Raw genomic sequence first — 13,930 nt, 5'->3', positions numbered from 1 at the left:
ACACAGACAAAACCCACCTCCGTGGGTTGAAGAAAAGTTTTTAAAAACTTCACTACTAATATCCAATTTTTTAGATAATTAAACGACATAATCCTATTCTGTTTTTAACATTTAACATGAAAGATAGTACAGCTGACCCAACTGCTGACATCGCTAGAGAGTACTTGGAACGAGAAAACAAGGAAAAACAGGTACTAGCTTTACTCCTGGAGAAGTTTTTAGGGAGAAAAGATCAGATTCTCGTTCAAAAAACCGAGATGGGTGGTACTGAGGCTTATGTTAGCTCTGTTACACTGGAATGGTTTGCAGGTCGTGTTCACTTTGCCTCTGGCTTACCTCTGTTTCAAAAAAAGTATAATCCTGAGACTGATAACATCGAGATTGACGCGGATAGCATTGATGAAATTCAGCAGCGTCCCCTTGATTGGTCACGTCAAGCACCGCTAGTGCAGTATTTAGCGGCTCGACAAAATCACAAATTTCCACCAGTGCTGGTAGTAATTAATCAACCGTGGGTGGATAATCCCAAAGCTGCTGAGTGGGATAGTGAAGGACGCGCCACAAAATCTACTACTGATTTTATACCCCTAGATAAAGACGGTAAGGTAGGTCTGTTAAATATTTCTGAAGATGATGTAACTATTTATGCACTAGATGGTCAACACCGATTAATGGGAGTGCAGGGGTTGATGGAGTTAATTAAAACTCGTAAACTCCAGCGCTATAAAAAAGATAAAGGTGTTGATGACAGTTTTATTACAGTCAATGATTTGATAGAAAAGTACCAAGTAGACCTTGCTTACTTGCAAAATTTACCTAAGGAAAAAATTGGTATTGAGTTCATCTGTGCGGTAGCGGCTGGGGAAACTCGCACCCAAGCGAGGCGGAGGGTAAGATCGATTTTTGTTCATGTCAACCTGATGGCTGCACCCTTGACTAAAGGTCAGCTAACACAGTTGAATGAAGATGATGGTTTTGCGATCGTTGCTAGAAAAATTGCAGTTACACATCCACTATTAGAACAACGACAAGAGCGCAATCCTCGTGTTAATTGGAATAGTGCAACAGTCGCTTCAAAGTCTACAGTTTTGACGACTTTGCAAGCTCTACAAGATATGTCTGAGCGATATTTGGCTCAAAAGTTCCCTCACTGGAAACCCTTGGAAAAAGGTCTAATTCCTATGCGTCCAGAGGATGAAGAACTTGAGCAGGGAATTGAGGAATTTAAAAAGCTATTTGATTCTTTGGCTAGTCTTTCTAGTTATAAAATTTTAGAACACGAGGATACACCAGCTTTACGGCGCTTCAGCTTTGAGAAAAATGGAGGTGAAGGAAATATGCTTTTCCGTCCAGTTGCTCAAGTTGCATTAGCGCAAGCTTTGGGAATTTTAGTATTTAAAAAAGGTTTCTCATTGGCAGATATTTTTAAGAAACTGCGGAAGTTTGACCAACAAGGTGGTTTTAGTGGTATGGAATATCCCCAATCTCTATGGTATGGGGTTTTGTATGACCCAAATAAAAAGCGAGTGCAGGTTGCTGGACGAGATTTGGCGGCGAAGTTATTGGTTTACATTCTGGGTGGAATTCAGGAACAGATGGAACGTGCTGAACTTCGTAAGGCTTTGGCGGATGCTAGGACTGTGGAAGATAAAACAATAGGTTTTGATGGCGAGTTTGTTGAACTGAAAGTGGTAGGACTTCCACCAATTTTGTAATTTCTCGTTTTGCAATTAATATTTACTCATCAATTTCGCTTTCATCTTCCATGTCATCCTCAATTTCATCAAATATTTCTTCATCATTTTCATCATCTCCCTCCGTTAGAGAATCTATGTTCGTAGCATTAGAAATATGTTCATCAGTAATGTCAGTAGCACTTTCAGAAAGATATTCGTCCGATATACTGTTGTTTTCTAATAATTTAACCTCTGGAAGTTCGACAAAAAATTCTTTCCTCCAATTAGCGATTGTGCCTACAGTCCAATTTACTTCACTATCTACATCTTCATGAGTACGGCGTATTAGTTCTTGTACTCCATCAGATGTATTCAGAAATATCATTCTGAGAAGCTCTATACATTTATCACCGCCAGAACCAGTTGTAATCATGGTGAGTTTTTCATTAGGCTGTACAATCACATTCTTCCAATGAAGCGCGTTTCTATCCAAAAAGCCCTTATCATGCATCTTGGCTATACTTTTAGCAATTGCATCCAAAAGTGCTGGAATACGATACTCAGGCTTGACTCTCAAAATAAATCGTGAAATACCAAAAAAAACAATACGTTGTCCAAGAACGGTGTATAGAATATTTGACTCTCTTAATTTCTTTAGTTTTTCTTTCTGACTAGGTTGTAATTTAATTTCTTCAGGTTGGGCTGGAACAATTATACCCAAATGTTCAAGCTCACTGAGCCAATCTTTAAACGGTTGAAGTTCATAAAAAAACCATTTAAAAATATATCGAGTTCCTATATGAGAAATCTTCGGATGAGACTCATAATAACTCTTCATCGCATTTTCTCTTTCAACTGGAGAATTTAAGATTTTTTTCAGGGCTGTTTTCTTATAATCTATCAATAGCTCTACAGCACATTTACTGATTAAATCTATTGTTGTTAGATAAGGGTCTGTCTGGGCCAGATTTGTAGATTTAGATGACCATTTTACAATTTTATCTTCTAATACATCGTCTTCTAAGAGTTGTCTAGGAATTAATGCAGATAGTTTTGTGTCATCCAGTAGAAGTTGAGTTTGACGATCAATACGTTTAGCAGTATTGTTTATTACTGTAAATATATTTCGAGTAGCTTTAATCGCTTCATCCCGTATGGAGATAGTTTTTTCAGAGTACCCAACTCGACCTAAATTTCCAAAAACTAAATAGACAACTGGGATATCAAAAGAATCATCACAAGCACAATTTTCTAATAACTATTGACTAGTAAGAGACTTTTTACCTATATGTATATCCCAGTATTTTTTCAGGGAGAATAAACGATGCTGTCCATCTATAACTATTCTAGACACACCTTTATATAATTTTAAGTTGACCCATTTCTCAAGAGGTTTTCCATTACTCAAAACCTGAGAAAAGTCCCAAAACTCGGTCTGCTCATCTGAGTTAGGAAGAAGAACAATAACAAGAGAGTTAAAAAACCTAATGCCGTTTTTTGCTAAATATGAAAATAGTTCTGTTTCCGCCCTTTTCACATCTAATTTTCGTTGAACTCTCTCAGAAAAGCCCCATTTACCTTGAATATCACCAGCAAATCTAATATTTTCAACTGCATCGCTTTGATCAAGTGTAGTGAGAAAGTAACGTACTTCACCAAAAGTCCCTGTTATGGCTTTATATTCGATAATCTCTGGGTATTGATCATCTAGTTCCATCATTAACTCCTTTGTGTATTAAATTTAGGTTTACAAAGCTGGATTAGTAAGCTTTCAAGCTCTCTAGCTATATTCCCAGAGCATGGAAAACATATAAATAGAAACTCATCTTGAGACCTAAAATTTCCATATTTTCCAAAAAAACCGTTGTCATTCTCCAAGTGTTGCTTAAATCTTGCTTGTAGACTTGAAGCATAGCCTATATAATCTGGGCATTGTAAAATGCTACAAGTTAGAAGTAGCTTTTTAAGATTACGCCTATCCTTTGGCATGGAGATACTTTTAATAAAATTATGCATATTGTCTGATAATGTAACTGGCTCTCCACATATATCTATAATAAATTTTTTCCGATAATTATCTTCTTGAAATTTTGTTTTAAATACAGTTTTACTAATCCGATCATTTATATCTTCAAGCAAGTTGTTCTCGGCGAAATCAAATGCATGATAAAAAGCATATATTCCCGGTTTATCTGGAATATCATAAAAGGCCGAAATAGTAGCTGTAGCTACTATAAAATTTTCAAAAAAATCGTCGTGTATTGTTTCTTCTATTGCCATATACGCTTGTTATCTTTTTAATTATTTACAACATTATTAGATGAATTTTCTTAAATCAAACTCGAATTCAGCAGAACTTTCCTGAAATTTCTCGTAACTTAAAATTAATAGCAGTCTTTCTGAATAGTCTACTGCTCCTCGCAACTCATTTTGTAAAATTTCAAGTCCTCCGTTAGCATACTCTTCAAATATTTGAGTACGTTTATCTTCATCTTGTTCTTCTCTAGATGAGAGTATGTTCATATCTTGAGTTTCATTGATTCCTAATAGTTTAATAATTAGGTCATATCCCAATGAAGCAAAATTTTCTTGTGGAATTGGAGATGGTTCTCTTTTTGTGGTTTCCCCTAAAGAAACGCGCTTTTTATTTTTAACACCTAATGCTGCTGCAAACACCATAACTTCTACATAAGTCTGAAAAGGCCCAGTTGTATCTTTTGATGCGACTAGAGATTTCACCAACTCAGCCTTATCTTTAGCAACCCTAATTCTGTTTGCAGCCATTATTTTAATATTTACATTGTTGCTATTTTAACCGAAAGTCAAAAGCGATAGCACCTGATAGACACATTATTTTATACTAGTATGTGGGCGATCGCTTAAACAAACAAATTATCCACTAACATAGTCCATCCTGGCACTGCGGGTTCAGCTTCAGCCACCTCATCACGGCGATACACTTGCGGTTCTTCAGGATTACTAGCACGATATACTCTAATAACTTCCTCTTTGAGTACGTCTACATCCCAAACTACCAACGTACCAGCCGCAAAATAATCACGGCGTTTACTAGCTATATCTTTCTCAGCCTTATCACCGTAATCATTTTCACTTCTTACCTCAGCAGCAAATATAGGCGCACCATTGAGAAATTTACCGCCTGTAGGTTTGCCAGTATAAAATGCGGCATCAGGACTTAAAGAACGGCGGTTAGGGAGATTGACAAGAAAACCGACATTATCAGGCAAAGCATAACCACTTTTTGTCAGACGTTCATAATCCCGTAAACTTGCATAAATTTCACCGCCTGCACGTCCTGGTAAAAATCCAGTTGGAGACATCAGCACCAATTTTCCATTGACAATCTCTGCTTTACAATTGTCAGGTAAGTGGTACAAATCTTCAATAGTTGCTTCAGTTTTAATACTCATAAAACCCCTAATAATGAATCGAGGATAATCCTAATTTAAATAGGAAACTGAACATTTTCATACACCAAAGATATCGGAAAGCGGAAATCAACACTAGTTAAATGAACCTCATCTCCTGCTTCATAAGGATGTAACTCCCAGAGTCCTCTATCATTTAACCGGAAGCAATCTAAACCAATTTTTTCAGCATCGATGAGGATGTATTCTTGCAAAGTCTGAATGCGACGATACCGTGTAAATTTTTTACCTCGGTCGTAAGCTTCCGTACTTGGGGACAGAACTTCAACAATTAAACAAGGATATTGGAGAAATTGGATAGCTTGTTTATCCCGTTCATCGCAACTCACCACAACATCGGGATAATGAAAAGGCCCGTTTTCAGATATACCTACTTTCCCATCCGCCATATTCACACGACACCCACTTCCTCGCAGGTGACTTTTTAACGCTGAAGCTAAGTTTAGAGCAATATCATTATGGGGAAGAGTACCCCCAGTCATGGCGAAAACTTCACCATCAATATATTCATATTTAATTTCTTGGTGTTCTTCCCATTCCAAATATTCATGAGGCGACATATACTTTTTATCTGGACTCGCAACCATAACCTCATTCCTTCTCAAAAGCCACTTTTCTCAACTGTAACTAAAAAACCTTTGCACCTACTCTACGAGAACGCCTAACGGCGAATGCGCGAAATCATCCCTCCGTTCTCACCGTCAAATGCTGCGGCGGCGTAGAATCTGGAAGATACAAAAAGTCCACCTGTACTTGTCGCTTCCCACCCGCCAATATCTTCAGCTTTTTAACTAAATTTGCGAGATAAACTGGGCTACTACTTGCCAAGCGCATCATCGTAGTGCGATTGTTAGAAGCAGGAGCCTGTAAGGGAATGGGTAAATTCGCTAGGATTTGAGTTTCTTTTGGTTTTATCACCAGCTTTTGGGGAAAAATCCCTTGCCGAACTCCCCGTAACACATCATTCATTGTGCGATCGCCTGGCCCAGAGTAAACTGTACCTTGGGGATTTTTCACCATATCAGGTAAAACGATAAACGGTAATTGACGCGTTGTAATTACCCATCCCGTTCAACTTCGATAATTTCCGTATACTCAAACTCGTTCGGACTTTGTTTCACCAAAGAATATTTTTCCCCACCCAACTCAATATAATCTTGTTCGCAATCCGGCTTAGATGAATAATACGTAAGCACATATTCTCTACCAATTCTCTGTGTCATCTCTGCTTCAACTTCACCGCGCCACTGAGTCTTAGTAACTAAAACTATCAACTGATTCGCTAATTGGGGAATTGTCTTTGCAATGTGTCGCCGCGAATTTTCATCTAAACTACCAAACGGCGAATCCATGACAATTGGGAAAGTGCTACTATCGGGAATCATCATCATTTTTCGCTTCTCACTCCATTCCCTTACTTTGTCAATGATGCTGGCAATAAAGGATAAACTGAGAATTTGATTCTCGCCCGTGGATGCTGCAACTGGTGCTTCTATACCTGTAGTATTTTCTACTAATGTCAGTTCATATTTTTCACTAATTTTAGGAATGTATGGAGTCACAGAAATCTCCATGAATATTTCTTGTACTCGCTTTTCTAATTGCAGGCGAAATTGTTGCTCTTGACGATTTCTAACTTCCGTTAACCGTTCAATTGCATCTTGAGTTGCGTTAATTCTTCGCTGTGCTAAAGTTTGCTTGTCTTCATTTAGCTTTTGCTTGGCGATTTGTTTGTTTAAACCTTCAATCTCAGTTTTGATTTGAGCAATTTGCTGCTGATTTGCACCCTGTTCTCGATTCAATTCATCAATTTTACTTTCAATTTGATCTAAGCGTTTTTGCAAACTGCTAATTTCTTCATTAGCATCTTTTCGCAACCGTTCTTGAATATTATCTAAATCGCCTTCAATTTGAGATATGCTTTGCCTTAACTGATTAATCCTAGTTTGTTCTCTATCAACTTCTTCCCAAAATCCTATGGCTTGTTTATCAATTTCATCTACTTGTGCGCTCATCCGAATTGCAGTTTCTTCCACCGCCGAGGAACCTGCTTTATTTAACCAAGTACTCACATAAGTATGAGAATGATTACCCTCGTGTAAATCTGCACCACAAATACAACGTTGAGAATTGAGTAAATCATTCACAAATTCTCGTGAAATTCCTGATGTTAACTCGCCGCGCTGCTTCAAATCATTGATAATCCCTCGGAACTGTGCTGTGGTTTCTGATAGTAAAACTGTATAACCCCGCGCGGAAATAACTTTTTTTAGTGCTTCCTTCGTTTTTTTATATTCTTCTTGATTCGCCGTCTTCTGCGATTCTAAATCCTGCCATCTTTCTTGCAACTCCTTAGCAGCACTCAGTTCTCGCAAACGATTACTTGTTTCTTTTTTGAAAGTTTGTTGATACTCTAATTCTTCTTTAATTTCAGTTTGCCGTTTGGTAATGCGTTCGCGTTCGCGTTCTATCTTTTCTTGCTGTCGTAATAGTTGTTTAATTTCAGAATCACCAATGGCTTTTAAATCATTTTCTAGAGTTTTTTTAGCATCTCCCAAATGTCTGATAGAACGGTTGATTACCTCCACACCCAAGAAAATTTTTGTAGCTTCAGCAATTTCAGCTTTTTTATCAGAACGAACTATTTCTTCAATTCGTTCGCCGTCAAAGAAAAAATATTGATGTAAAGTAGCGGGTAAAATTTGGTTAATTATATCGTCTGGTTGCTGAGTTGGTATATTCCATTTGCCATCATCCGCACCAACCCACATGGTTAATTGAGTTTTACCAGCATCAAAATCACCTTCGTTTTTATAACCCCGACAGGCACGTTTAACTCGATAGCGTTTACCTTCATGTTCCCAGCCAATTTCTACCCAACATTCTACAGCTTGACCTTTTTGAGCCTCTGCGATCGCACGCTTATTTACTAACTGTTCTATCGATGTAAATGCTGCACTAAATTTATCATATAATACCCATGTAAAGGCATTTAGTAAACTAGTTTTTCCAGAGCCATTATTGCCATGAATAATCGTCGTGTTGTGAACATCTCCACCAGCTAGAAGCATCTCTGGTGTAGTACCATAAAAGGAGCGAAAGTTGCATAGCTTGATTGAAGTCAGCTTCATCGCACCTCTTCCTTAATAATGTCCAAAATATTATCATTTATATGGCTGTTAATCTTCTTATCTAGTCTGCTTTTTTCTAGCTTCCATACCCGCTCAATAATTTGCCGTACTTCCGGCGGAGCGCTAGTTATTGGCTCCTGCACATCATCGATATTCGCATCTTGTGACATCTTCGGTTTGGAAATATAGTTTTTCTATATTTTAACTTTCTCTAGTAGTGCATTTACCTCCGTAAAGCCACTGTTAGCGTTATCTTTAATTTTGCAAAAACTATTTTTTCAAATTTATAATTTTCTTTGAAAAAAGACTTTATTATTGAATCATCTTCTGTTGTTCTTAATATTAATGATCTAGATTACAATGGGATGTAAGTAAAATTTTTAAAGCCGCTTACATCCCATTATGATCAAACTCATAATTTTATTATTTCATACTTAATGCCTCTTTTTTCAAAACTCGAAAAATTTTACAAAATAATACAACTATATAGTCCATCATCAAATATCTAATAAACCATATCGCTTTTGTAAATCAAGTAACTTCATTCTTGCAACACCTGCATTATCAGCTAAATCAGCAAACTCCACAAAACGACGCAATTCCTTTTTCAACAGATTGCGCTCAACTTCTATAGTTTCTCTATCTAAATCTGGTGGTAAAACAATCATGTCAAATATTGTTGCGCGTTCCTTAGCCGAATGAGGACGTAAAACTCGCCCCCGTCGCTGAATAAATTGGCGGGGATTACCAGAACTTGATAAAATCACCGCAGTTTGAATTGCTGGAATATCTACACCTTCATCTAAACAACGAATTGCGACTAAACCTTGCAACTCTCCACTTTCAAATTGATGGCGCAATATTTCTCTTTCTTGTAAAGTTGTTTGGGCTGTATAGGTACTTACCTTGTACCCCAAATCCACTCCGAGAATTTTAGCAACAGCTTTGAGTTGGCGTAACGATGAACGTTGTCCCGCATCTTGGGAACCATCACTGCAATAAAAAAGAGTGTGAGTAGTTTCGCGGCGAGTACTCATTAAATCCCGCAAAGCGGTTAATTTATTTTCTGCTGCACCAATTAATCTTGCTCTTTGCATCAATAACGGCTTTAAATCTTCATTGTCTTCAAAGTTTCCCACTTGTCCATTTTCTCGATCTCTATATAGTAGCGATCGCCCAATTCTTTTAGTTAGCTTTAAATAAGCAATACTTTCTGCCTCGGTTAATTCCACTAACACTGGATAATATAGATAATGTACCAAAGCACCTTGAGCGATCGCATCCCTCAAAGTAAACTCTGGCTGGAGAACTGGGCCGAAATAATCAAATAGAGATTGCGTACCAAAATCATCAAAATACCTCTCCGGTGTGGCAGATAAAGCCAGTCTCAACCCAACACTGCGCGGCAAACTTTCTTCTAACTTGGGTGCGCCTAAATTATGTGCCTCATCACCAATAATTAAAGTTTTGGCAGGAAAATATTTGAGTTGAGACTGAAAACCATCTCCAATTAAAGTGGAGTTGGTAGTAATTACCGTGACAAACCGTTGAGAACCAGAACGCAGATTATAAATTTGGGTAGAAAGTTGACTTTGCCAAGTGCGTAAATTCTCAAAAGCTAAAATGGGTTGCAAATTAAATTTTTCACATTCTCGCGCCCATTGGGTAACAAGATGACGATAAGGACACACTACCAACAGAACTTGTAAATTAATCTGTTGGTAGAGTTCACAAGCCATCGCTAGTGCGGTAATCGTTTTACCACTACCAGTAGCCATTTTCAGCGTCCCTCTGCCATTGTTGGTAAACCAGCTAGCGATCGCTTCTCGCTGATATTGCCGCAATTGCAGAGACACAGGCATTCTTGGGCATCCTGGTAATGGTTGCGGAGTGTAATAACTGCCCTTACTTTCCCTTACAAACGGTAATTTCAACCGGAAAGTGGGCAGTTGCTGCACTGGATTTTTCGTCAAGTACATATTTATTTAGTCATTAGTCATTGGTACTTATCTTTCCCATTTTCTACTCCCCACTCCCCATTACTCAGTTGTAACCACGCCATACACCAATGAGAGAACCCTGCACCTGTACTTGTTGAGCCATGACTTCTATGGGATTGTACTTAGGATTTGCTGGTTTAAGGGTAACGCGATCGCCTTGGCGATAAAAACGTTTTAATGTGGTACCGAATCCATCTACTCTAGCGGCGACGATGGTGCCATTTTTTAAATGATTTGGTTCTGCTACTGGACGCAGAAATACCACATCACCATCAGTAATTAAATCTTCAATCATGCTATCGCCAGCTACCCGCAAAGCGTAAGTTTGAGGAGGTAAATCGAAATTAGAAAAGTCTAAATGATCTACAGCATCAGTAAACGGTTCTATTAAACCACCAGCAGCGATCGTGCCCAAAATTGGTACACCTTGCTTCACAGGACGCAAAATCCGAATCGTTCGCGCTTGTCCTTCAGTCCATTCTATATATCCTTTAGTGCGTAAATGTTCTAAACGGCTTTGAATTGGTGCTGGTGACTTCAAGTTCATCGCTTGCATCATTTGCCGAATTGAAGGCGAATGCTGGTGCGATCGGATGTATTCTGCCAACCATTCGTAAAGTTCTTGTTGAGCTTCCGTTAGACGTTCCATAAATTTGCAGGAAGTAATTATAAATGTCTCTAGAACATTAGTACTACAAAAGACTCCCCATAACAAGAGAAAAGTAAAAATATCAAAGGCAAAAGCAAAATTATTTTCTTCTCTTTTGCCTTTTGACAAATAAGAATATTACAGGTTACAGGTTAGAGCTTACAGGTTATAAGGAAGAAAAGATACCCTATCTCCTGTGCCCTATTTTCTTACTCTGCCCCTAAAAGACTTACAAGTAAGGCCTTTTGCGCGTGGAGACGATTTTCTGCCTGTTCCCAAACTCGTGATTGGGAACCTTCAATAACTGCCTCGGTAATTTCTTCACCGCGATGGGCTGGTAAGCAGTGTAAAACAATTGCCTCTGGATCGGCAAGACTTAATAGCTGCTCTGAAATTTGATAAGGCTGGAAAATTGGCATCCGGTTGTCTGCTTCTGCCTCTTGCCCCATACTCGCCCAAACATCAGTGTAAAGTACAGCAGCTCCCTTAGCAGCTAATTCTGGGTCGTGAGTCAGAAGGACTTCAGTTTTGTTATTAGCGATCGCTCTTGCTTGCTCTACAATCCTAGAATCTGGCTCATATCCACCAGGAGTAGCAATTCTAACATTTATCCCCACCAAAGCACAGCCCAACATCAGAGAATTAGCGACATTATTCCCATCACCCACGTAGGTTAAAGTTAACCCAGCAAGAGTGTTAAAACTTTCTTGAATCGTCAATAAATCAGCTAATACTTGACAAGGGTGTTCCGCATCGGTAAGCGCATTAATTACCGGAATCTTGGCATAGTGAGCAAAAGTTTCCAAATCCTGCTGGGCAAAAGTGCGAATTGCCAAAATATCCAGATATCGATCTAACACCCGCGCTGTATCCTGCAAAGGTTCCCCGCGACTAACTTGAGTGACATTAGGGTTGAGATCGATTACCTGTCCACCAAGTTGGTACATCGCCACAGTAAAACTTACCCGTGTACGAGTCGAAGCTTTGGAGAACAACAACCCCAAAACTTTATTACACTGCAACTTCAACTGTTGTGATTTAAGTTGAGTTGCCAATTGCAGGAGTTCTTGAAGTTCCGTAGAAGTGATGTCCGCTAGACTTAATAAATCTCGTCCGAGCAATGCTGCCATGCTTGTAATCTGTAAAAAATAATTATATATTTCTGTTCCATTATTCAACCGTGCCAGGAAAATATAGTTTTAGAACTGACCAAATATTTTTGCGTTCAGCCCAGGATTTGAGTTAGCTTTTGCTATGAAGATTAATTTATCAACTTTATCAGCAATTGGAATCACTGATTTTTTCTGGTTCATCACAATGGCAACGCCAGAAAAACTATCTAGGCGTACACAAGCAGCGATATTGCTAAAATTCCTGGTCTTTTAGCCTTATTTCTGGAGAGGTAGATATTTTTTAGAATTTACAGCTAGACAAATAAATGGATTATGGTACAATAATAAATTGTGGTTACTAATTAAAAGCCATCGTCAAACTTGCCAGCATAGCACAGTGGTAGTGCATCCGACTTGTAATCGGAAGGTCGCGAGTTCAAATCCCGCTGCTGGCTTTAAGTATACATAAAAATTCAAGTTGTCGATTGTATATAGTAATTCAGCCAATTGAGAATCTACTGGAGTAGATCGTGTCTTAAAACTTCTGGAAGGAAAAGACAAATTGAATGGGTATCCTCCAGAATATCTTCAACTTAAAATGACACAACTTAAACCTTTTATGTTAGATTGGCATAATTTTTATACATATACACTGAAACAGATTAAAATAGTAAATCTTTTATGTAGATGAAGCCTGTACTAACATCACAGCATTTTGTGAGCTTTTATATTATTAAGTATTGTGAGCTTTCTTAGTAGTATAAACACTTGTACCAACAAGAAAGTGACATTTAATTTGTAAAGTTGATAAAAACAGAAGTTCTGCATCAAAGAGAATAAGCTACACTTAATATTTTAAAAGATTAGGTTTACGATTCTAAATGTATGAAACAAGGTAAAATTTTTATTGAGTTTGAAATGTTCTTAATTCACTAAATTGTGTCTCATTTAAGCCATAATAAACAAAACGGTTGTTATTATATTCTTACTAGCATGATCCAAACTAGTCTTAAATTTATAAATTTTGAAAATACAGTAAATCCAATATTTGCCAACCATGAAACTTTCCACCCTCGTTTTGGTTGGTTGAAAAAAGGATTTGATGCAGCCAAAAAAAATCCAGATATATTCTCACAAGATGATGCTCCTGTACGTTTAGGTGTTGGAAAAAACATGGTACGTGCTATTCGTTATTGGTCTAGTGCATTTAAAATTATTGATAAAAATAATTTACCAACAAGATTCGGGAAAAACTTTTAGGAAATAATGGATGGGATACTTATTTAGAAGATCCGGCATCATTATGGTTATTACATTGGAATTTGTTAAAACCCACATGCGAAGCGGCTGCTTGGTATTATATCTTTAATGTTTTTCGAGATTTGGATTTTACAAAAGAAGATATTTTGGCGGGACTGAAAGATTATATAAAGAACTTCAACAAAACTATTGCTGAATCTTCTTTTATCAAAGATGTAAATTGTATTTTAAGAATGTATGCTGCACAAGATTTTAGTAGAGACAATACCCCAATTGAAGATTCTATTGATTGTCCTTTCAATGAACTTGGTTTAATTCGTCATTTTGGTAAAAATTATCAGTTTAAAATGGGTGCGAAAGCGAATTTACCTGCACCAATTATAGTTGCTACTTGTTTAGAATATGCTAGTTGGGTAAGTCAGGATAGCGAAACAATTACTATTCGTCGGTTACTTTATGATGAAGGTAGTCCAGGGATGGTCTTTAAACTGACGGAAAGTATTTTATGTGCAGCTATTGAGACAGTTGCTAAAGAATTTGATACGATAGTTCTTTCCGACACCGCCGGATTAATTCAGTTATCTTTCCTTGACAAGCCAGAGATATTAGCAGAAGAAATTCTAGATAAATATTATAAGTTTAAAGAAGAATAA

General features: G+C 37.7%; 11 protein-coding genes, 1 tRNA gene and 2 pseudogenes. 3 read left to right on the top strand and 11 right to left on the bottom strand.

What is annotated here, in order from left to right; translation table 11 throughout:
• The first annotated feature begins 116 nt into the window (after positions 1-116).
• Complete coding sequence (locus HWQ58_RS17880; RefSeq protein ID WP_292865242.1) at positions 117-1,715, top strand: DGQHR domain-containing protein; 1,599 nt, start codon at positions 117-119, stop codon at positions 1,713-1,715.
• Between the two features lie 22 nt (positions 1,716-1,737).
• On the opposite strand, the pseudogene HWQ58_RS17875 reads toward HWQ58_RS17880, so the two are convergent.
• From HWQ58_RS17875 to argF, 11 genes and pseudogenes are all read right to left on the bottom strand, one after another.
• Positions 1,738-3,393 (bottom strand): annotated as a pseudogene (locus tag HWQ58_RS17875) (DNA sulfur modification protein DndB).
• Positions 3,394-3,395: 2 nt separating this feature from the next.
• Entirely contained in the window at positions 3,396-3,956 is a 561-nt protein-coding gene (locus HWQ58_RS17870; protein WP_292865239.1) for a GIY-YIG nuclease family protein, read from the bottom strand.
• 36 nt (positions 3,957-3,992) lie between these two features.
• Entirely contained in the window at positions 3,993-4,460 is a 468-nt protein-coding gene (locus HWQ58_RS17865; protein WP_292865236.1) for a DNA phosphorothioation-associated protein 4, read from the bottom strand.
• Positions 4,461-4,555: 95 nt separating this feature from the next.
• Positions 4,556-5,107: a Uma2 family endonuclease gene (locus HWQ58_RS17860; protein ID WP_292865233.1), complete on the bottom strand. Its 552-nt coding sequence runs from the start codon at positions 5,105-5,107 to the stop codon at positions 4,556-4,558.
• 35 nt (positions 5,108-5,142) lie between these two features.
• The gene (locus HWQ58_RS17855; protein WP_292865230.1) at positions 5,143-5,712 is read right to left on the bottom strand and encodes a Uma2 family endonuclease; all 570 of its coding nucleotides are present in this window, start codon (positions 5,710-5,712) and stop codon (positions 5,143-5,145) included.
• A gap of 94 nt (positions 5,713-5,806) precedes the next feature.
• Entirely contained in the window at positions 5,807-6,184 is a 378-nt protein-coding gene (locus HWQ58_RS17850) for a DUF3370 family protein (protein WP_366838167.1), read from the bottom strand.
• Positions 6,184-8,256: an AAA family ATPase gene (locus HWQ58_RS17845; protein ID WP_292865227.1), complete on the bottom strand. Its 2,073-nt coding sequence runs from the start codon at positions 8,254-8,256 to the stop codon at positions 6,184-6,186. The genes HWQ58_RS17850 and HWQ58_RS17845 overlap by 1 nt, the downstream gene beginning before the upstream one ends.
• On the bottom strand, positions 8,253-8,426 hold the full coding sequence (locus HWQ58_RS17840) for a hypothetical protein (protein ID WP_292865224.1): 174 nt from the start codon (positions 8,424-8,426) through the stop codon (positions 8,253-8,255). The genes HWQ58_RS17845 and HWQ58_RS17840 overlap by 4 nt, the downstream gene beginning before the upstream one ends.
• 327 nt (positions 8,427-8,753) lie before the next feature.
• Complete coding sequence (locus HWQ58_RS17835; protein ID WP_292865221.1) at positions 8,754-10,235, bottom strand: DNA phosphorothioation system restriction enzyme; 1,482 nt, start codon at positions 10,233-10,235, stop codon at positions 8,754-8,756.
• 64 nt (positions 10,236-10,299) lie between these two features.
• The gene (gene lexA / locus HWQ58_RS17830) at positions 10,300-10,905 is read right to left on the bottom strand and encodes a transcriptional repressor LexA (protein WP_104909820.1); all 606 of its coding nucleotides are present in this window, start codon (positions 10,903-10,905) and stop codon (positions 10,300-10,302) included.
• A gap of 209 nt (positions 10,906-11,114) precedes the next feature.
• Complete coding sequence (gene argF / locus HWQ58_RS17825; protein WP_292865219.1) at positions 11,115-12,035, bottom strand: ornithine carbamoyltransferase; 921 nt, start codon at positions 12,033-12,035, stop codon at positions 11,115-11,117.
• Between the two features lie 365 nt (positions 12,036-12,400).
• On the opposite strand from argF, the gene HWQ58_RS17820 reads away from it, so the two are divergent.
• Together HWQ58_RS17820 and HWQ58_RS17810 are read left to right on the top strand one after the other, a co-directional pair.
• Positions 12,401-12,472: transfer RNA gene (locus HWQ58_RS17820), tRNA-Thr, on the top strand.
• A gap of 538 nt (positions 12,473-13,010) precedes the next feature.
• Positions 13,011-13,930 (top strand): annotated as a pseudogene (locus HWQ58_RS17810) (DUF4007 family protein).

Origin of the sequence: Nostoc sp. LPT (genome assembly GCF_017115165.1) — a bacterium.
GTDB lineage: Bacteria > Cyanobacteriota > Cyanobacteriia > Cyanobacteriales > Nostocaceae > Nostoc.
The sequence above is the reverse complement of the archived record's forward strand: the minus strand, read 5'-3'. Positions and strand labels throughout refer to the sequence as shown.